Source organism: Pseudarthrobacter sp. NPDC080039 (genome assembly GCF_040702335.1).
Classification (GTDB): Bacteria; Actinomycetota; Actinomycetes; order Actinomycetales; family Micrococcaceae; genus Arthrobacter; species Arthrobacter enclensis_A.
Genome location: NZ_JBFBKY010000016.1, coordinates 17,736 through 35,621 on the forward strand (window position 1 = coordinate 17,736; position 17,886 = coordinate 35,621).

The 17,886-nt window shown below is 67.4% G+C and carries 16 protein-coding genes; 11 read left to right on the forward strand and 5 right to left on the reverse strand.

Features of this window, described 5'->3' with window-relative positions; all coding sequences use genetic code 11:
- Positions 1 to 283 precede the first annotated feature (283 nt).
- On the forward strand, positions 284 to 1,462 hold the full coding sequence (locus AB0313_RS15730) for an ABC transporter substrate-binding protein (RefSeq protein WP_141944606.1): 1,179 nt from the start codon (positions 284 to 286) through the stop codon (positions 1,460 to 1,462).
- 132 nt (positions 1,463 to 1,594) lie between these two features.
- On the opposite strand, the gene AB0313_RS15735 is transcribed toward AB0313_RS15730, so the two are convergent.
- Positions 1,595 to 2,563, reverse strand: coding sequence for a carbohydrate kinase (locus AB0313_RS15735; RefSeq protein WP_366306737.1), 969 nt, complete (start codon positions 2,561 to 2,563; stop codon positions 1,595 to 1,597).
- Positions 2,564 to 2,578: 15 nt separating this feature from the next.
- Positions 2,579 to 3,376, reverse strand: coding sequence for an alpha/beta hydrolase (locus AB0313_RS15740; RefSeq protein ID WP_366306661.1), 798 nt, complete (start codon positions 3,374 to 3,376; stop codon positions 2,579 to 2,581).
- Positions 3,377 to 3,544: 168 nt separating this feature from the next.
- On the opposite strand from AB0313_RS15740, the gene AB0313_RS15745 reads away from it, so the two are divergent.
- From AB0313_RS15745 to AB0313_RS15780, 8 genes are all read left to right on the forward strand, one after another.
- Positions 3,545 to 4,192, forward strand: coding sequence for a cyclodeaminase/cyclohydrolase family protein (locus AB0313_RS15745; RefSeq protein ID WP_366306663.1), 648 nt, complete (start codon positions 3,545 to 3,547; stop codon positions 4,190 to 4,192).
- 232 nt (positions 4,193 to 4,424) lie between these two features.
- Entirely contained in the window at positions 4,425 to 5,690 is a 1,266-nt protein-coding gene (locus AB0313_RS15750; RefSeq protein ID WP_307305261.1) for an ABC transporter substrate-binding protein, read from the forward strand.
- Complete coding sequence (locus AB0313_RS15755; protein WP_366306666.1) at positions 5,690 to 6,583, forward strand: sugar ABC transporter permease; 894 nt, start codon at positions 5,690 to 5,692, stop codon at positions 6,581 to 6,583. The genes AB0313_RS15750 and AB0313_RS15755 overlap by 1 nt, the downstream gene beginning before the upstream one ends.
- The gene (locus AB0313_RS15760; RefSeq protein ID WP_366306668.1) at positions 6,580 to 7,419 is read left to right on the forward strand and encodes a carbohydrate ABC transporter permease; all 840 of its coding nucleotides are present in this window, start codon (positions 6,580 to 6,582) and stop codon (positions 7,417 to 7,419) included. The genes AB0313_RS15755 and AB0313_RS15760 overlap by 4 nt, the downstream gene beginning before the upstream one ends.
- A 41-nt stretch (positions 7,420 to 7,460) precedes the next feature.
- Positions 7,461 to 8,543 (forward strand): ABC transporter ATP-binding protein, encoded by a 1,083-nt coding sequence (locus AB0313_RS15765; protein ID WP_307305254.1) that lies wholly within the window; start codon positions 7,461 to 7,463, stop codon positions 8,541 to 8,543.
- A complete protein-coding gene (locus AB0313_RS15770; RefSeq protein ID WP_366306670.1) occupies positions 8,540 to 9,898 on the forward strand; it encodes a glycogen debranching protein in 1,359 nt (452 codons plus the stop codon). Before AB0313_RS15765 ends, AB0313_RS15770 begins: the two co-directional genes overlap by 4 nt.
- A gap of 27 nt (positions 9,899 to 9,925) precedes the next feature.
- A complete protein-coding gene (locus AB0313_RS15775) occupies positions 9,926 to 11,125 on the forward strand; it encodes an ROK family transcriptional regulator (protein WP_366306672.1) in 1,200 nt (399 codons plus the stop codon).
- Positions 11,126 to 11,161: 36 nt separating this feature from the next.
- On the forward strand, positions 11,162 to 11,902 hold the full coding sequence (locus AB0313_RS15780; RefSeq protein WP_366306674.1) for an SDR family NAD(P)-dependent oxidoreductase: 741 nt from the start codon (positions 11,162 to 11,164) through the stop codon (positions 11,900 to 11,902).
- A 98-nt stretch (positions 11,903 to 12,000) separates the two neighbouring features.
- Here the strand turns inward: AB0313_RS15780 and AB0313_RS15785 are convergent, their stop codons facing one another.
- Genes AB0313_RS15785 through AB0313_RS15795 form a run of 3 tightly spaced genes read right to left on the reverse strand, consistent with a single transcriptional unit; the run spans position 12,001 to position 15,515 of the window.
- The gene (locus AB0313_RS15785) at positions 12,001 to 12,966 is read right to left on the reverse strand and encodes a ribokinase (protein WP_141944645.1); all 966 of its coding nucleotides are present in this window, start codon (positions 12,964 to 12,966) and stop codon (positions 12,001 to 12,003) included.
- Positions 12,963 to 14,393 (reverse strand): MFS transporter, encoded by a 1,431-nt coding sequence (locus AB0313_RS15790; RefSeq protein ID WP_366306676.1) that lies wholly within the window; start codon positions 14,391 to 14,393, stop codon positions 12,963 to 12,965. The genes AB0313_RS15785 and AB0313_RS15790 overlap by 4 nt, the downstream gene beginning before the upstream one ends.
- Positions 14,394 to 15,515 (reverse strand): nucleoside hydrolase, encoded by a 1,122-nt coding sequence (locus AB0313_RS15795; protein ID WP_366306678.1) that lies wholly within the window; start codon positions 15,513 to 15,515, stop codon positions 14,394 to 14,396.
- Between the two features lie 160 nt (positions 15,516 to 15,675).
- On the opposite strand from AB0313_RS15795, the gene AB0313_RS15800 reads away from it, so the two are divergent.
- Together AB0313_RS15800 and AB0313_RS15805 are read left to right on the forward strand one after the other, a co-directional pair.
- Positions 15,676 to 16,722, forward strand: a complete 1,047-nt coding sequence (locus tag AB0313_RS15800) for a LacI family DNA-binding transcriptional regulator (protein ID WP_366306680.1) — start codon at positions 15,676 to 15,678, stop codon at positions 16,720 to 16,722.
- Between the two features lie 47 nt (positions 16,723 to 16,769).
- Positions 16,770 to 17,876: a RelA/SpoT domain-containing protein gene (locus AB0313_RS15805; RefSeq protein ID WP_307305230.1), complete on the forward strand. Its 1,107-nt coding sequence runs from the start codon at positions 16,770 to 16,772 to the stop codon at positions 17,874 to 17,876.
- Positions 17,877 to 17,886 lie beyond the last annotated feature (10 nt).

Sequence of the window (17,886 nt, forward strand, 5' to 3'; positions counted from 1 at the left end):
GTCTCCTTGACTAGTTTTTCAAAATCCCCATGTCGGGCACGTACCCACCAAAGCGGCAGATAAATCACCCCCAGCGAATCAGGAAGAGTACCTGACCACGTGCGCCACTGATTCCGGCGCCGTAGCAGCCCCGATTCAAGACGTCCCGCGACGAATTTTGACGCCCCGCAACGCCACGTTGAGCCTTCGCGTCCCCGCGTGAACCCCTGCGACACCGGCGATTGTGGGGCCGCTCGACGCTCCGTAACCTCAACTCAGCATCCGCCCCAGCAAAGGATTCCCCATGGCAAACCCGCAGGACAAGACTTCCCAGAACCAGCAAAGCTCCACCCGCATCGTCGCCGGCGGGTCCGGCAAGCCCAAGCGCTCGGCCGGCCTGAAAATTGGCATTGCGGCAGCCGTCCTCGCCCTCATTGGCGGGGGCGCCGCCGTCGCCTCCGCCGTGAACAGCGGGACACCTGCAGCAGGCCAGGACGCCGCCCAGCCCGGTACTCCTGCCGCCGAGCTGAAGCTCGGCTACTTCGGCAACGTCACGCATGCTCCGGCCCTGGTGGGCGTCAGCAAGGGCTTCATCGCCGGCGAGCTCGGCAGCACCAAGCTCAGCACCCAGGTCTTCAATGCCGGTCCGGCCGCCATCGAAGCGCTGAATGCCGGGGCCATCGATGCCACCTACATCGGCCCCAACCCGGCCATCAACTCGTTCGTGAAGAGCCAGGGCCAATCCATCAACATCATCGCCGGCGCTGCGGCGGGCGGCGCGCAGTTGGTGGTCAAACCGGAGATCACCTCGGCCGCGGACTTAAAGGGCAAGACCCTTGCCTCGCCGCAGCTGGGGGGCACCCAGGACGTTGCCCTCCGCGCGTGGCTGTCCTCGCAGGGGTACAAGACGAACGTGGACGGCAGCGGCGACGTTGCCATCAACCCCACCGAGAACGCGCAGACCCTGAAGCTGTTTCAGGATGGAAAGCTCGACGGCGCGTGGCTGCCCGAGCCTTGGGCGTCCCGCCTGGTGTTGAACGCCGGCGCGAAGGTGCTGGTGGATGAGAAGGACCTGTGGGACGGCTCGCTGTCCGGCAAACCGGGCGAGTTCCCCACCACCGTCCTGATCGTGAACCAGAAGTTCGCCGCCGACCACCCGGACACCGTCAAGGCATTGCTGAAGGGGCACGTGAAGGCGGTCGAGTGGCTGGACAAGGCATCAGGCTCCGAGAAGGCCACCGTGATCAACACAGCCCTCAAGGAGGCCGCCGGCGCGGAGCTGAAACCGGACGTCATTGACCGCTCCCTGAAGAACATCGTGTTCACCGTGGACCCGCTCGCCGGAACCTACCAAAAGCTCCTCACGGACGGAGTCACGGCAGGGACCACCAAGCAGGCCGATATCAAGGGCATTTTCGACCTGCGGGCCCTCAACAGCGTCTCGAACGGGAAGACATCCGCCGCCGGGCTCGGCAAGGAATAGCCCCTACACCCGTCGATTGCTCCCGACAGGCTCCCAACCTTCGCAAGCTCAGGCCGGGGCCCTCGCCGGCGGGGCCCCGTAGTTGTCCTTTTGGGTCCGCAAAACGGCAGGTACGGAGCAATCGATGAAGGCTTAGGCCTCCTTCGCAGCCTCATGCAGCTCGGTCCGGGTTGGGGGGTTGGCGCCGGGCCGGGACACGGTCACGGCGGCAGCCCGGGCGGCGTGCTCCAGCAGTTCGGCCAGCCCTTCAACCGGCAGTTCCCGCAGGTCCTGCCGGTTCTGGGCACCGTCCAGCTCCCGGTCCACCAGGCCGGACAGCAACGCCGCCATGAACGAATCGCCCGCCCCCACGGTGTCTGCGACGTCAACTTTGGGCGCAGGCACGGAAGCTTCGCCGGCCCGGCACACACCCCAAGGGCCCTCTGCGCCACGGGTGACCACCACCATTGCCGGCCCCTCGTCCCCACCGAGCGCGAGCCACTTGCGTGCCGAATCCAGCACGTCCTGCCCGGGATACAGCCAGGCGAGGTCCTCGTCGGATGCCTTAACCACATCGGAGAGCACCACGAATTTCTCCGCCTGCTGCCGGGCATAATCCACGTCCGTGATGATGCTGGGCCGGCAGTTGGGATCAAAGCTGATGGTGGCGGAGGGGTGGGCATGTTCGACGGCGGCCAGCACCTCGGCCGCGCCGGGCTCCAGCATCGTGGCAATGGACCCGGTGTGGAGCAGCGTGGTGCCCTGCAGCATGAAGCCAAGGCGGTCCGCCAGGCCCGGGAGCTCCCAGGCGAGGTCGAACGTATAGGTGGCCGCGCCGTCGTCGTCAATCAATGCCGTGGCCACGCTGGTGGGCAACTCATCCGGGGGCAGCGGCAGCATAACTGAACTGGAGCGCAGGTGGGCGGCTACGGAGTCACCGTAGGCGTCCCGGCCGTAGCGCCCAACGAACTGCACCGGGTGGTCCAGCCGGGCCAGCCCCACCGCAACGTTGAGCGGACTGCCGCCCACGTGGGCCTGGATTCCAGAAGCACGCTGGACAACGTCAACAAGGCCTTCGCCGATCACTGTGAGCATGGTCATACTCTGCCAGAAAGAGGGCAGCGTCAGCAGTTCGTGTCAGCCGAGCAGGCGCCGCGCCCGTTCCCGGCACGTCAGATAGGCCTCGGCGCCCACATCGATCAGGGAGAAGTGGTCGCCCCGCACCATGACCAGCTCCGCCGGCATGGGTCCGGAACGGCTCGCGTCCACGTACGTGGTGGACATGCTCAGCGGCACGTCCACATCCTCCCTCGCGTGGACGGCGAGGACGGGTACGTCCAGTGGGAGCGCGGCCATGGGATCAGCCATGCGGTGGCGCCCGGCAAATTCCGACGACGGGCCGCCCAGCAGGTTGCTCACGGCGCCGTCACTGAGGTTCAGCCGTTCAGCTTCGGCCAGGTTCAGCACACCGGACTGGCTCACCACGCCGGTGAGGCGGACACCGTCGCCACGGCTTTGCAGCAGGCCACCCTCCGCCGGCCCCAGCCCGGCCAGCCGGTCCCGGCCAGCGGCCCACACCGCCAGGTGGCCGCCGGCCGAATGGCCCAGTGCCACTACTTTGCCCAGATCCAGTGCGTGGGGTTCTGCGAGCCCGGCGAGCCGGTCGATCCCGGCCAGAACATCCTGGAACGTACCGGGCCACCCCCCGCCGTTGCCCGCGCGCCGGTACTCAAGGTTCCACGCCGCCATGCCGTGTTCCGCCAAGTCCCTGGCCAGCGGTTCACCCAGTTCGGCTCCGTACCTGGAGCGCCAGTAACCACCGTGAATCACCACCACCACGCCCTGGTGTTTCCCGCCGGCAGGCAGCTCCGGCAGGAACAGTTCGCCCCACTGGCTGGGGTCCGGACCGTACTGATACCTATGCCGGTGCACCATGTGCAGAGACTACAGGGGCGGCGGGGGTTAGGCTGGCCCGGTTTTGAGACCGGCAAGCGGCGGGAGCCCCGGGTTTTCGGGGTCCCGCCATTGAAAGCTGGGCCAGTCTGCGCGGGGCGTGCCATGACCGTGCGTTTAGGCCCCCTCGCTGGTGGGCACGGTTTCCCCATGGATAAGGCTGAAGTAACCACCCAGGGGTCAACGGTCGAGGAATGGACGCGGGCACTGGCAGAGTCCACAGGTTCGCCGGGCGGCGGAGCGGGGACGGGGGTCATGCTGGCCGTGGCGGCGTCCCTCACGTCCATGGTGGCCGGCTACAGCGGGGACGACGGCGGCGAGCCGGCAAAGATACGCGCGCGGGCGCAGCAGTTGCGCCGCGAGGCCCTGCACCTGGCTGATGAGGACGCCTCCGCCTCCAAGGCGTTTGGTGCAGCTTTCCGGCTGGAGCCCGGCGACGGGCGCGACCAGGCCATCCGGCGTGCATCGCTGGAGGCCGCGGCCTCCTCAGCGGTCCTGGGCGACCGGGCCATCGGGGCCATTGACGACCTCGCCTGGCTGGCCACCAACGGCAACCGCGCGCTGGTGGCCGACATTGTCGTAGCGTTCGGCGCCCTCCGCGCTGCCGTGGCGGGCGCACGCACCAACGTCAGCTTCGACCTGGGATCGCTCCGGTCCGCCGGCGCCACCCTGGAGCAGGTCCGGACACAACAGCCGGACCTCTGGGCCGCCGTCGAAAAACTGGGCGGCGCCATGGACCGCATCGACGAACTGACCGCCGCCATCGATGACCGCGCCGCCCCGACGGAGGCCGGCTGATAAAGACCCGAAGGTAGAGCCCGGTGCCGTCACGGCGCCGGGCTCTTTCATGCCCGCGGCCACTTCTCCCCCGCCAAGGGTTGACACCCACGGACTTATGTCTAATGCTTAAACGAAAGTTTGTGCAGTGGCGCACATCCGATGGGAGCAGTCAATGAACGACCCGAAATCACGGCCCCGCCACGGGGCTGTTTCCCGAAGAAACCTCCTCCTGGCGGGGCTGGGAACCGCCATGTCAGCCCCTTTTCTCGCATCCTGTGCGGGGTTTGATACCAGCGGCGCATCAGCAGGTCAGGGCACCGTCGGGTTCCTTTCCACGCAGTTCACCCCAGTGGAGGAAAAACAACGCTACGAAGCGGTCCTCAGGAAATTCGCGAAAGTCCCCACCGCCTACAACTCGGTGGACCCCGGTGTTTTCGCCTCCACGGTGACCTCGCAGGCGGGCGCCGGCAACGTGAAGACCTCCCTCCTGGGTGGACTTCACGGCGAACTGGCCCCGCTGGCCGGCTCCCTCGAAGACGTCGATGGCCTCCTCAGGGATCTGTCCGGGCGCGGATTCACCAAGGAAATGCTCGACCTGACCAAGGTGGGCGGTTCCACCTCCCGCTACGTCCCCTGGATGCAGGCAACCTACGTGGTGGCCGTCAACAAAAAGGCCCTGGAGTGGCTCCCCGCGGGCGTGGACGTCAACGACCTGACGTATGAGGGCTACCTCGCGTGGGCCAAGTCCGCCAAACAGGGAGCGGGCCGCCCCGTCTTCGGAATGCCGGCCGGCCCGAAGGGCCTGCACCACCGCTTCTACCAGGGTTTCCTGCTGCCCAGCTTCACCGGCGGGCAAATCACCACGTTCCGAAGCCAGGATGCGGTGGGCGCCTGGGACTACATGCAGGAACTGTGGTCCGTGATGGCCCCGGCGTCCACCAACTATGACTACATGCAGGAGCCCCTGGCCCGGGGCGAGGTGCTGGTGGCCTGGGACCATGTGGCCCGCCTGGTCAATGCCCCCGCCGACAAACCGGACGACTGGCTCATGGTCCCCGCACCGCGCGGGCCCAAGGGACGCGGGTACATGCTGATCATCGCCGGGATGGCGCTGCCCAAAAACGGCAAGGACCGTGACCTCGCAGAGAAGGCCATTCGCGCCCTGACCGAACCGGCCGCGCAGATCGAAACCCTGCGCAGCAACGCCTTCTTCCCCGTGGTCCAAACCGAGCTTCCCTCAGACTTGACGGGGGCCATCGCGCTCGAAGCCGCCGCAGTGCGCCGCCAGCAGCGCTCCGCCGGGGCCCTCCTGGCTCTCCCGCCGGTAGGGCTGGGCGCCAAAGAAGGCGAAGTGTCCCAAATTTTCAAGAACTGCTTCCAGCAGATCTGCCTGGAAACCCGGCCCGTCCAGCAGGTCCTGGATACGCAGGCCACACAGCTCAACACCATCCTGAAGGGCCTGAACATTCCCTGCTGGGCCCCCGATCCGATCTCCACCACGTGCGAGGTAGCGTAATGGCTGTAGAGGCACCCCCCACCCCCGCCGCAACAGCGGCACCACCGCGGCGGCGGAAAATACCTCCCGCCGTCCTGTTGATAGCGCCCTCGGTAATCTTCATGGCACTGCTCCTGGGATGGCCCGTCGTCCAGGGAGTACTGCAGGCCTTCAGGGACGACCAGGGTTTCACCCTCGAATTCGTCACCCGCATGGTCCAGGACCCCTACTTCTGGCCAGCGGTCCGCAACACCCTGTTGCTGATCGTGGTGATGATTCCGCTGCAGTTCGCCCTTGCCATCGCCATGGCCCTGATGCTGCGCAGCAACCCGCGGCTGCACAAGGTCCACTTCTTCGTCTGGGCCATCCCCCTGGCACTGAGCGACCTGGCGGCCGGCCTGGTATGGCTCGCGATCTTCAACGACCGCGGCTACCTCAACTCTGTCCTGTCCTGGTTCGGCCTGCAGGGCACCTCCTGGCTGGCCTACGACAACCAGACCAGCATGTTCATCTGCGTCCTCATCGCCGAGCTCTGGCGCGCCACGTCCCTGGTGCTGATCATCGTGGTGGCAGGACTGCAGGGCATCCCCAAGGACTATGACGAGGCTGCCCAGGTATTCGGCGCCACCTTCTGGCAGCGCCTCCAGCACGTGACGCTGCCGCTGCTCAAGCCCAGCCTCCAGGTGGCGCTGATCCTCCGGACCATCCTTGCCTTCCAGACCTTCGCGGTGGCCCAGGCACTGACTGGCCAGAACTTTCCCCTTGTGGTGGGTGAAACCTACCGCTGGTACACCGGGCTGCAGAACCCCAACGTCGCTGCGGCACTGGCACTCGTCATCCTCGTCGTGTCCATGCTGACGTCGATCTTCTACCTGCGGGCTCTCCGCGACAAGAACCAGGGAGGGCTCCGATGAGCACCACTGTGGACACCACGCCCATTGGGCGTCGAAAGCGGAACCGGATCCTGCTGCAGGCGGCGTGCATCGCCGTCTCGCTCTTCATGCTGATCCCCATCTACCTGATCTCGCTTGCGGCGCTATCCAGCCGTGAATCGCTCAACGAGTTCCCGTTGTCGCTCCTCCCCACCCATTTCTCGGTCGAAACGCTCAACGCCTTCCTCGGCTCCACCGGCATCTTCGGAGCACTCGGCAACTCGCTGATTGTTGGCGCCGGGACCCTCCTGCTGTCAGCGCTGATCGGCGTTCCCGCGGGGTACGCACTGGCCCGGTTCACCTTCCCCGGCAAGGACCCGTACCAGCTGTTCCTGCTCTTCACCCGGGCCCTCCCCATCGTGGTGCTGTCCGTTCCCCTGGCCAGGCTCTTCCTGACGGTGGACATCTATGACACGACGTACGCCGTCATCCTGCTCCACACCGCGCTGGCGGTGCCCACCACCATCCTGATCTCTGCCAGCGTCTTCCTCAGCGTCCCCATCGACGTCGAGGAAGCTGCCCGGCTGTTCGGCTGCTCACCGCTCGGGGCGTTCGGCAGGGTGGTGCTGCCCATGGCACTGCCGGGCCTCGCCGCGGCGTCGATCTTCACCTTCGTCATGTCCTGGAACGAAGTGCTGGGCGCATCCATCCTCACCCTCGACCACCGCACCCTTCCCGCGCAGGTCCTCAGCTCGCTGTCAGACTCACCGCTCGCGTACAGGTTCGCCGGGGGCTTTGCCCTGGTCATCCCGTCCATCATCTTCATTGCCCTGATGCGCCGCTACCTCACCAACATGTGGGGCTCAACCATCCGCTAGGCCCTCCAGGCCCACCACCCACTCTTTCGAAGGAGCCCATCGTGGCTGACATCCAGATCTCCAACCTCGTCAAAACCTATCCCGGCGGATCAGAACGCGCGACGGATGACGTGTCCCTGTCCATCCGTGACGGTGAGTTCACCGTCCTCCTCGGACCTTCCGGTTGCGGAAAGACCACACTGCTGAGGATGATCGCCGGGCTCGAACTGCCCGACTCAGGTTCGATCTCCATCGGCGGCCGCGACGTCACCTACCTGCCGCCCAATAAGCGCAACCTCTCCATGGTGTTCCAGTCCTACGCCGTCTTCCCCCACCGGAAGGTCCGCTACAACATCGGATTCGGGCTGAAGATGGCCAAGGTGCCGGCGGATGAAATTGAACGCAAGGTGCAGTGGGCGGCCGATCTTCTCCAGCTGGGCCCGTACCTGGACCGGCTCCCGGCCAACCTCTCCGGCGGCCAGCGGCAGAGGGTTGCCGTGGCGAGGGCCATCGTCATGGACGCCGATGTACTGCTCATGGACGAGCCGCTGTCCAACCTCGACGCCCTGCTCCGCCTGACCTTCCGCTCGGAACTGAAGAAAATCGTCCAGGACCTTGGGACCACCACGGTCTACGTCACGCACGACCAAAGCGAGGCGCTTTCCCTGGGAGACCAGGTGGCCGTGATGCGCAAGGGCCGGATCGCGCAGCTGGGTGACCCGCTGGACGTCTATGACGCCCCCGCGGACCGGTTCGTGGGCGGCTTCATCGGTTCCCCGCCGATGAACTTCCTGGACGCCGCAGTCAGCCACGACGGCGGCACGCTGGTCCTGGGTGAACAGCAGCTCATGGCCCCTTCCATCCTGCGTTCCTTCGCAGGCAAGGACGTCCTCCTTGGGGTCCGTGCCGAAAACGTGGCAGTCAACAGCACCCGCTCTTCCGGCGATGTGGCCGCCACTGTCCTGGTGGTGGAACCGATGGGCTCCACCACCCTGCTCACCGTTGAGGTGGACGGACACCCCCTCAAGGTGCAGGCGCCGCCCACCTTCAAAACGGCACCCCACCGGACTGTCTGGCTGGGCTTCGCACCGAACACCATGCGCGTCTACGACCGCGAAACGTCAATGGCACTGGAGGCCTCATGAACCCGACCCGCTCCCTGTCCATGGAAGAACTGCGCTCAGCCGCTGTTGAAGTCCTCAAGGTCAACGACCTGGGCACCATGACCAGCGCCGCCCCGAACCTGTACCCCCACATGTGGAGCTGGGACGCGGCCTTCGTTGCCATCGGGCTTGCCCGCACCAGCGTCCCCCGGGCCGTCACGGAACTCCGCAGCCTCCTCAAAGCGCAGTGGTCCACGGGCATGATTCCGCACATCGTGTTCAGCGACAACGACACCGGATACTTCCCGGGCTTCGACCGGTGGGGCACGGAAAGTGCGGCGGCGCTGCCCGAAGGTATCCGCAGCAGCGGCATCTGCCAGCCTCCCGTCCACGCCATCGCACTGCGCCACATCGTTGACCGCGGGCGGGAAAACGGCGGCGAAGACCAGGAGGTGGCCGAGTCGTTCCTGGCGGAGTCCTTTGACGGGTGGCTGGCATGGCACCGGTGGCTGGCGGCAGTCCGCGACCCCGACGGCGTTGGGCTCGTTGAAATCCACCACGGCTGGGAATCGGGTTTCGACAACTCACCCCGGTGGGACGGCCCCTACTCACGGATCGTTCCGGGACCCGTGCCGGCATTCACCCGCAGGGATGTCCTGCACGTGGCAGACGCCAGTGAACGGCCCGACGACGACGAGTACACCAAGTACCTGTGGCTGGTTCAGCAGATGGCCGAGGTCGGGTTCGATGACGCCGCCGTGCAGGACGTCGTCGATTTCCGCGTCCGCGACGTCTTCTTCTCCGCAATCCTGGCTGCGTCCAGCGATGTCCTTGCAGGCCTTGGCGATGAGCTCGGCCGGGAACACGAGGCCGGCGAGCTCCGGGCCATGGCGGCCCGGTTCCGCGCAGGTGTCGCCTCGACGGTGGACCCGGAGACCGGGCTGGCGCGGGACTACGACGTGCTGGCCCGGGAATGGATTGGCACTGAGACGGTTTCCGGTTTCGCGCCCCTCGTGGCAGGCGGCGACCCCGCCCTTCTGGCAGCCCAGCGGGAACTCCTGCGCGGACCGCGGTGGATGGGCTTCCCGGGCCTGCGCTTCCCGCTGCCACCTTCCACATCCCCTGCCAGCGATGCCTTCCGGCCCCGGACCTACTGGCGCGGCCCCGTGTGGCCCTTCCTCAACCTGCTCCTTGGCTGGGCCTGCGCCCGCGATGGTGAGGCAGCGCTCTTCGAGATACTGAGGTCGGCCTCCCTTGAACAGCTTTCGGACCTGCAGTTCGGCGAGTACTACGAGCCGTTCACGGGAGAACCCCTCGGAAGCCTCGCCCAGGCATGGACCGCGGCTGCGGCCCTGGAATGGGTGGGGTCGTATGAGGGGAACAACAAGGCGAAGTAGGCTGGGGAACCGGGAAAGGGGGCCGGAGTGACGGTTGAAAGAGTGCCTGCGGGACTGGTTGGGGCGACGTCGCACGGGCACCTGCTGGAACTTATCCGCGCCGCGGACGGACTGTCCCGGCAGCAGCTCCTGTCCACCACCGGCATGTCACGGGCCACCCTGTATGAACGGCTGGACACGCTCACCCGGCGTGGCTACATCTACGAGGCGGAGCCGCTGGGTTCCACCGGCGGGCGTCCGTCACGGAAGATCCGCTTCGAAGACAGGGGCAGGGTGGTCCTGGCGATCACCCTCGGCCAGACCCACGGCACAGTAAGCATCGCCGATACCGTGGGCAGGCAGCTGCGCTCCTTCACGAAAACCCTGGATGTCAGCGACCCCGCCGAGTCCGTCCTGGGCCCGTTGATCCAGGAAGGGCAGGCGCTGTTGGCCCAGGGGAAGAATGAGACGCTGCTCGGTATAGGTGTCAGCCTCCCGGCTCCCGTGGAGGCGGGTACGGGGCACGTCCGGCACCCCACGACCCTCCCCGGCTGGGCAGCGGACTCCGTAGTAGCAGCGGTCAACGCCTCTTGGGACCTGCCCCTCGTCGTCGAGAACGATGCCAGGGCAGCCGGCCTGGGCGAGCGCAGGAGCGATGCCGAGACCGTGGTCTACGTGAAAGTGGGCACCGGCATTGGCTGCGGCATCGTGGTGGAGGGTTCCATCCTCCGGGGTGCCCACGGCGCGGCGGGGGACATCGGACACATCCGGATGACTCCGGACGGTCCGCTGTGCCGGTGCGGCCGCCGCGGCTGCCTCGCGGCCTACAGTTCAGGCAGGGCACTCAGTGAGAAGCTCAGCGCACGGGGCTTCAAGAACATGGCAGCCATCCGCGCCGCTGCGGGGGCGGGTGATCCTGCGGTGCTCGGGGCCCTGGAATCGGCGGCGGAAGCGCTGGGCAGCGCCCTGGCCGCCACGGTCACAACGCTCAACCCTGACCGGCTGGTCCTGGGAGGGGAAGTGGGATCCATGGACTTTTTCGCACAGCAGGTGGGAGAGCGCGTCCTCGCCGATGTGGTGGACCGGATCGGCGAAGGCCTGGTGGTGGAAACCGGGCACCAGGAAGACGTTGCTGCCTGTTCGGGGCTCGCTACCCTTGTGATGCGGAAGATTTTCGCCCCGGGAGCTGTGGACCAGGTGTTTTCAGAAGAAGCAGTCCGCACGGCATCCGGCAACCCCCGGCGGTAGCAGGCAGGACATCCAGAAGCGAAAGCAGGTCTGCGCATGGCACGCGTCTTGATCACCGGATCCACTGACGGGCTGGGCCGGGCGGCAGCGGCCTCGCTGGTGCAGGCCGGCCACGAGGTGATCGTGCACGCCCGGTCCTCCCGCCGGCTCCCCGCGGTCCAGCACCTCCTGGACCGCGGTGCGCAGTGCGTCGTCGGCGACCTTGCCAACCTGGAGGAGGTCCGGCAGCTAGCGGACCAGGCGAACGGAATCGGCGGTATCAGCGCCGTCATCCACAACGCAGGCGTGCTGAACGGCCCTGCACTGCTGCCGGTCAATGTCGTCGCCCCGTACCTGCTGACCGCACTCATCCCCGGTCCGCGCCGGCTGGTCTACCTCAGCAGCGGGATGCACCGGGGCGGCGACACCGGACTGGACGCCCTGGATTGGACCGGACGCACGACGACGGCCTCCTACTCCACCACCAAGCTGCACGTCACCGCGCTCTCCGCAGCGGTGGCCCGGCTGTTTCCTGACGTCACCAGCAACGCCGTGGACCCTGGCTGGGTCCCCACGCGGATGGGCGGGCGGTCAGCGCCGGACAGCCTGGAACTGGGCCACCGCACGCAGGAGTGGCTGGCCACCAGCGATGATCCGGCGGCGCTGGCCAGCGGCGGCTACTGGTACCACCAGCGCCGGCAGACGCCGCATCCGGCAGCCCACGACTCCCAGTTCCAGGACGCCCTCCTGGCGCAACTCGCGGAACACACCGGAGTTACCCTGGACGCGCTGCGCTGACCCCGTCGACTGCTGAGTACTTGTCGTTTTCGCGCCCGATAACGACAAGTACGGAGCAATCGATGGGGTTTTGTGCCGGTACGGTGCAGTGGATGGGGTTAGGAGGCGCTGAGGCGGCGTTCGACGTCGGCCGCTTCCGGGTAGGCCGCCTGCGTCCCCTTGCGCGTGGTCGCCATGGCCGCCGCAACGGAGGCGAACGCAGCGGCATCCGCGAGCGCATCGCCCGCTGCCAGCCGGACGGCAAGCGCCCCGGTGAAGGCGTCTCCGGCACCGGTGGTGTCCACGGCACGCACCTCGGTGGGCTGGACAAAGGTGACGCGGGCGCCGGCAGGTGCACCCGCGTCCAGCACCACGGAGCCCTTCGACCCCAGGGTCACCAAAACCTGCCGGATCCCGCGGCCGGCGAACCGGGAGCACACCGCATCCCACTCCGCAGCGGGGGCACCGGCACCGGGCACGTCCGATCCCAGGAACAGCGCGGCCTCGTGGGCGTTCACCAGCAGGACGTCTGCCAAACCGGCCAGGGCTGACGGGATCTCCGCGTAGGGCGACAGGTTCAGCAGGACCTGTGCGCCGGCGTCGTGCCCTGCCTGCGCGGCCGCCAGCACCGTCTCCATGCTGACCTCCAGGCAGAGGCTGACGACGTCGGCCCCCTCCAGGACGTCCGCAGCGCGGGTCACGTCGGCGGGTGACAGCGTCCCGTTGGCGCCGGCGGAGATGATGATGTTGTTTTCGCCGCGGGCATCCACGGCGATCACGGCAACGCCGGTGGGCTCCCTGGAAGTGCGCACATGGCTGACGTCCACGCCTGCCCCGGCGACGGAGGCCTCGAGCATGTTGCCGTTGGCGTCCTCCCCCACGGCACCCACCAGGCTGACGTGCCCGCCCAGGCGTGCCGCGGCGACTGCCTGGTTGGCACTCTTGCCGCCCGGGTTCACAGCGAACCCGTTTCCGTGCACCGTCTCGCCGGGCTTCGGCAGGCGGTCGCAGTAAATGGTGAGGTCGGCGTTGAGGGAGCCGACGACGACGATCCGGCCTGGGTGCCCAACGCCCGCGCTGCTCATGCGGCCACCTCCGCCTCAACCGGCTTGGGGATCAGCAGCGACGCGGCGAACGCAGCGACGGTCAGCGCCAGGCCCACGAGGACGACGGTCAGGTAGGAGGCACCCGCATCGCCGAGGGCCGACGTCGCCACCAGCACGGCGGGCAGGATCAGGAAGCTGAGGCCGGCGCCGAGGTTGAACGCGCCGGCGTTCATGCCGGGCAGGAAGCCGGGGTTGCCGGCGGGCGAGAGGACAACGCCGAGTCCGTTGAGCATGATGTTGACGGTACCGGCGTACATGATGCCCAGCAAGACCGTACCGAAGATCATCAGCGGCAGGCTGTGCAGGCCCAGGAACGCGATGACTGCGAGCGCGGCGATGCTGCCCAGGAGCCCGATGCGCAGCACCTTGGTGTAGCCGAGGACCGGGGCCAGCCTGCCGCTGAGCGGACCCACCAGCCAGCCGAGCAGGGCGTACGGGGTGAGGATGATCAGCGACATCTCGGTGGGGCCGACACCGAACCCCGGCGAGGCAGCCTGGACGTAGGCGGGAACGATGCCGTTGATGACGGCGAAGATGCCGGTCATGGTCAGCGTGGTGGTCAGCAGCGGGGCCCAGGTGGAACGCTGGCGCAGGTGGACGGTTTCCACCATGGGCTGCGCGGCGCGCTGTTCGGTGCGCCAGAAGGCAAGGAACGCGACGGCGGAGACAGCCACCAGCGCCAGGCCCAGCATCAGCGTGCCTGAGTTGAAGCCTCCCACCAGCTTGGAGCCTTCGTTCAGGGCGGTCAGCAGGGCACCGACGGCCACCACGATGAAGAACACGCCCAGCCAGTCCATGCGGGTTCCTGCGGCGGGCCTGCTTTCGGAAGCGAGGAACACGATGAGGGCTGTGGCCGCGGCGGCGAGGACCACCATGAGCCAGAAGATGCTGCGGAAGCCGTAGTGCTCGGCGAAGTAACCGCCCACGAAGGAGTCCACGCCGGCCACACCGCCATTGACGGCGGTAATAAGGCCCATCAGCGTGCCGTACTTGCGGGGGTTGCTGACGGCGGAGCGCAGCATGATGAGGCACAGCGGGACGGTAGGTCCGCTGACGCCCTGGATGATGCGGCCCACGAAGAGCCAGGTGATGTCCGGGGCGAGCGCGGCGATGACGGAGCCCACGGCCATGAGCAGCATCATGCCCACCAGGACCTTCTTGCGGCCCACGATGTCGCTCAGGCGGGGCAGGAACAGGGAGAACAGGGCGGCGGCGGTGAAGAACCAGGTCTGGGAGAGGCCGATCAGGGCCTGGTCCGCCTTGAGTTCCTGGCCCATGGTCACCAGGGCGGGGCTGAGCATGGAGGCGTTGAGCTGGAACGCCACGCAGGCGGCCAGCAGGGCGGTCATGAGGGCGGCGATGGTGCCGCGGCCGGTCTTGGTTTCAGCCATGGTTGCGGTGGCCATCTACTTGACCCCTCCGGCGGTGAGGCGGGCACTTTCCGGGCGTACGACGTCGGCCGTGCTGCCCTGGGTGCCATCCGCGCCTCCGCTACTCCCGGCGTCGTCCGCCTTGGTATTGGCGCCCGGCTCACCGATGCGGACCAGCGCATCGGTAACCAGGTTCCAGAACCGTGCGTGGTCCAGGTCCACGGCCACGCTGGTGTGGCAGTCCGCGGGTGCCGGGGCGCGGAAGTCGGCCACGGTCATGCCCAGGGTGAGCGTGCCCTGCAGCTCGATGTTGACGGGGACCTTGCGGGTGCTGACGATGCTGGGGTCGATCACGTAGGCCACGGCGCAGGGGTCGTGGACGGGCGGGAAGTCGAAGCCCTGGGCGTCCTTGTAGGTGTGGGCGAAGAAGTCCATCAGCTCGGTGACGAACTTGGCGGGGCCGGTGCCGATGGCGGCGATCTTCTCCACCACCTCCGGGGTGGCCAGCGCCTGGTGGGTGAGGTCCAGGCCCACCATCACCACCGGCCACTTTTCGTTGAAGACGATGTGGGCGGCCTCGGGGTCGATGATGATGTTGAATTCGGCCACGGCGCTCCAGTTGCCCACGTGGTAGCCGCCGCCCATGAGGACCACTTCCTTGACGCGTTCCACGATGCGCGGTTCCTTGCGGGCGGCCATGGCGATGTTGGTGAGGCCGGCGGTGGGGACGAGTGTGACAGTGCCGGGCTCGTGCGCCATGACGGTGTCGATGATGAGGTCGACGGCGTGGCGGGGGTCCAGTTCGATGGTGGACTCGGGCAGTGCGGGGCCGTCCATTCCGCTGTCGCCGTGGATGTCCGGCGCGGTTTCGATGCTGCGCACCAGCGGGCGGGGGCAGCCGGCTGCGAAGGGGACCCCGGTGATGCCGGCGATGGTGCCGACGGCCAGGGCATTGCGGGTGACTTTTTCGAGGGTCTGGTTGCCCACCACCGTGGTGACGGCCAGGAGTTCGATGTTGGGGTTGCCATGGGCCAGCAGCAGGGCCACGGCGTCATCGTGGCCGGGGTCGCAGTCCAGGATGATTTTCCGGGGTTCTGGTGAACCCGTCCGGTGCTGGCTCGCTTGGGGATTTGGTTCCACGATGGTGCTCCACGTCATTGGGGCCTGCCGGGGCAGGGGTTTTGAGTATTCCGGGAGGAATCATGGCAGGGTTGTGTTGCCCGCGTCAAACGCTTGACGTCCGTCCCGCATTGTCCCACGTCAAACGCTTGACGCCTTGCCCTGCCTGGGGCTGCCCGGCGGCGGCTAGGATCGGAGTATGGATTCCGGGGAACAGGTGCAGCAGCGGGCGCGGCCCCGGCGGGTGACGGCAGCCATGGTTGCTGCGCGGGCAGGGGTTTCCGTGGCCACGGTGTCGCTGGTGGCCAACGGCAAGACGGCGGGCCGGGTGTCCGAGGACAACATTTCCCGCGTGCGGGAGGCCATTGCCGAGCTGGGCTACGTGGTGGACGGGATCGGCAGCTCGCTGGCCCGCGGGGTGAGCTCCATCGTGATCCTGGTGGCGCCGGACATCTCCAACCCGTTCTTCGCCAAGGTGATCGGCGGGGTGCGGGAATCGCTCGGACCCACCTACCAGCTGCTGCTGTCCGTCACCGAGTCGGGCGAGTTCCCCAAGGCCGACGACGTGCGGAAGCTGATGTCCCTCCGGCCGGCAGGGCTCCTGGTGGACGCCCCCAACGCAGGCTTCTTGGCCGACCTTTCAGTGGGCGGCCCGCTGGTCCTGCTGGATGCGCCGGGCCTGGCATCCGTCGCCCCGGCAGTCAACCTTGACGTTGCCCATGGGGCCAGGGAGCTGGCTGCGCACCTGGCAGGGGCCGGCCACCGGCGGGTGGCCTACCTGGACAGCATTACGGGGACGGAGACCTTTACCATCCGCCGGGAAGCATTCCTGGCGGAGGCCGCGGCGCGGGGTATGGCCGTGGATCCCAACCACATTCCCGCCACCACCATCGACGTCGGCGAGGCGGCTGCTGCCTTCGCCGCCGCCTGGCCGGAGTGGCAGCGCCAGGGGGTGACCGCCGTCGCCTGCGCCACTGACACGCACGCCTATGGTGTGCTGCAGGAAGCCCGGGTGGAGGGGGTCCGCATTCCGGAGGAGCTGGCGGTGGCCGGCTTCGACGACCTGCCCTACTCAGCCACCAGCAGCCCGGGCCTGACCAGCGTCCACCTGCCCGCGGAGCTGCTGGGGCTGAAGGCCGGAGAGCAGCTGCGCCGGCTGATGGAGGGGCAGGCGCTGGAGCAGGAGGAGCTGACACTGGAGAGCTCGCTGGTGGTACGCGGCTCCACCGTGGCCGCCGCAACCTAGGGCCTTCGTGCCCGGCCCGTGTCGCACCCCGGCCGTAAGCTGGGATTATGCCGAGTAACTGGGAAAGCCTGGACGCGCCGCTGCGTGAGTCTGTGCAGCACAACGTGGAGATCTATGAGCGCGTCCGGCCTGCCCTGAAGCTGGTGACCCGCGACGTCCTGCTGACCCTGCGGGACATGTTGAAGGACAGCGAGGTGACGCCGCTCTTCGTCACCGGCCGCACCAAAACAGTGGAATCCTTCAAGGAAAAGATCTCCCGCACGGAGGAACCGCTGGAGCCGGGTGGACGCAGGCTCCTGAAGTTCCCGGACCCGTTCCGCACCCTCAATGACATGGTGGGCATCCGCGTCATCACCAAACTGCCGGCGGAAAACGCCGTGGTGGCCAACATCATCAAGCGGCAGCGCCAGGTTTTCGACTGCCGTGGGGACCGGGAGAAGGACATCGGGTCCATCGAGTCCGGTACCTATGGGTACTCCAGCCGGCACCTGATCCTGCGGACCATCCAAAACGAGGCCGTCAAGGAGTACCAGCAGGTCTTCAACCCGGACGTTCAGCCCAACGGCAGCTACTTTTTCGAGTGCCAGATCCGCACCATTTTTGCCCACGCGTGGAGCGAGATTGAGCATGACATCCGGTTCAAGGCGGAGGATCCGCGCGCCTGGACGCCGCACTTTGACCGGCAGTTCACGGCCACCGCGGCCATGCTGGAAACGGTGGAGACGGCCTTCGCGGACCTGCACGAGCGGTATGAGGAAGTCCGCAGCTACTGGGACATGGACGGCGAGGGGGCAGCGCCACTCACGCCCAACCGGATCCGCGACGTCTGGCGTACCCTGCTCCCCCACGTGGACCGCAAGGTGGACGATGACTGGGGCTGGGCGGCGGAACTCCTCGCCGCGCACGGGCTGAACCAGACCATGCAGCTGGCCGGGCTGCTGAACGCCAACCGCATTACTGAAGTGCGCAAGGCCCTGGACCACCGCTACTCCCCCGGTCCGGACCGGCTGCTGGACGACCTCCTGCTCTGGCAGTACGGCACAAGCCATGTGGACCTGACCGCCGAGGCGCCCGACGTCGTCCCGCACCCCCGGCGCGACAGCCTGCTGCGGCGGCTGCGGCAGATCGAGCGGTACAGGATGACGGCGAAGTAGGGCTTTGTTG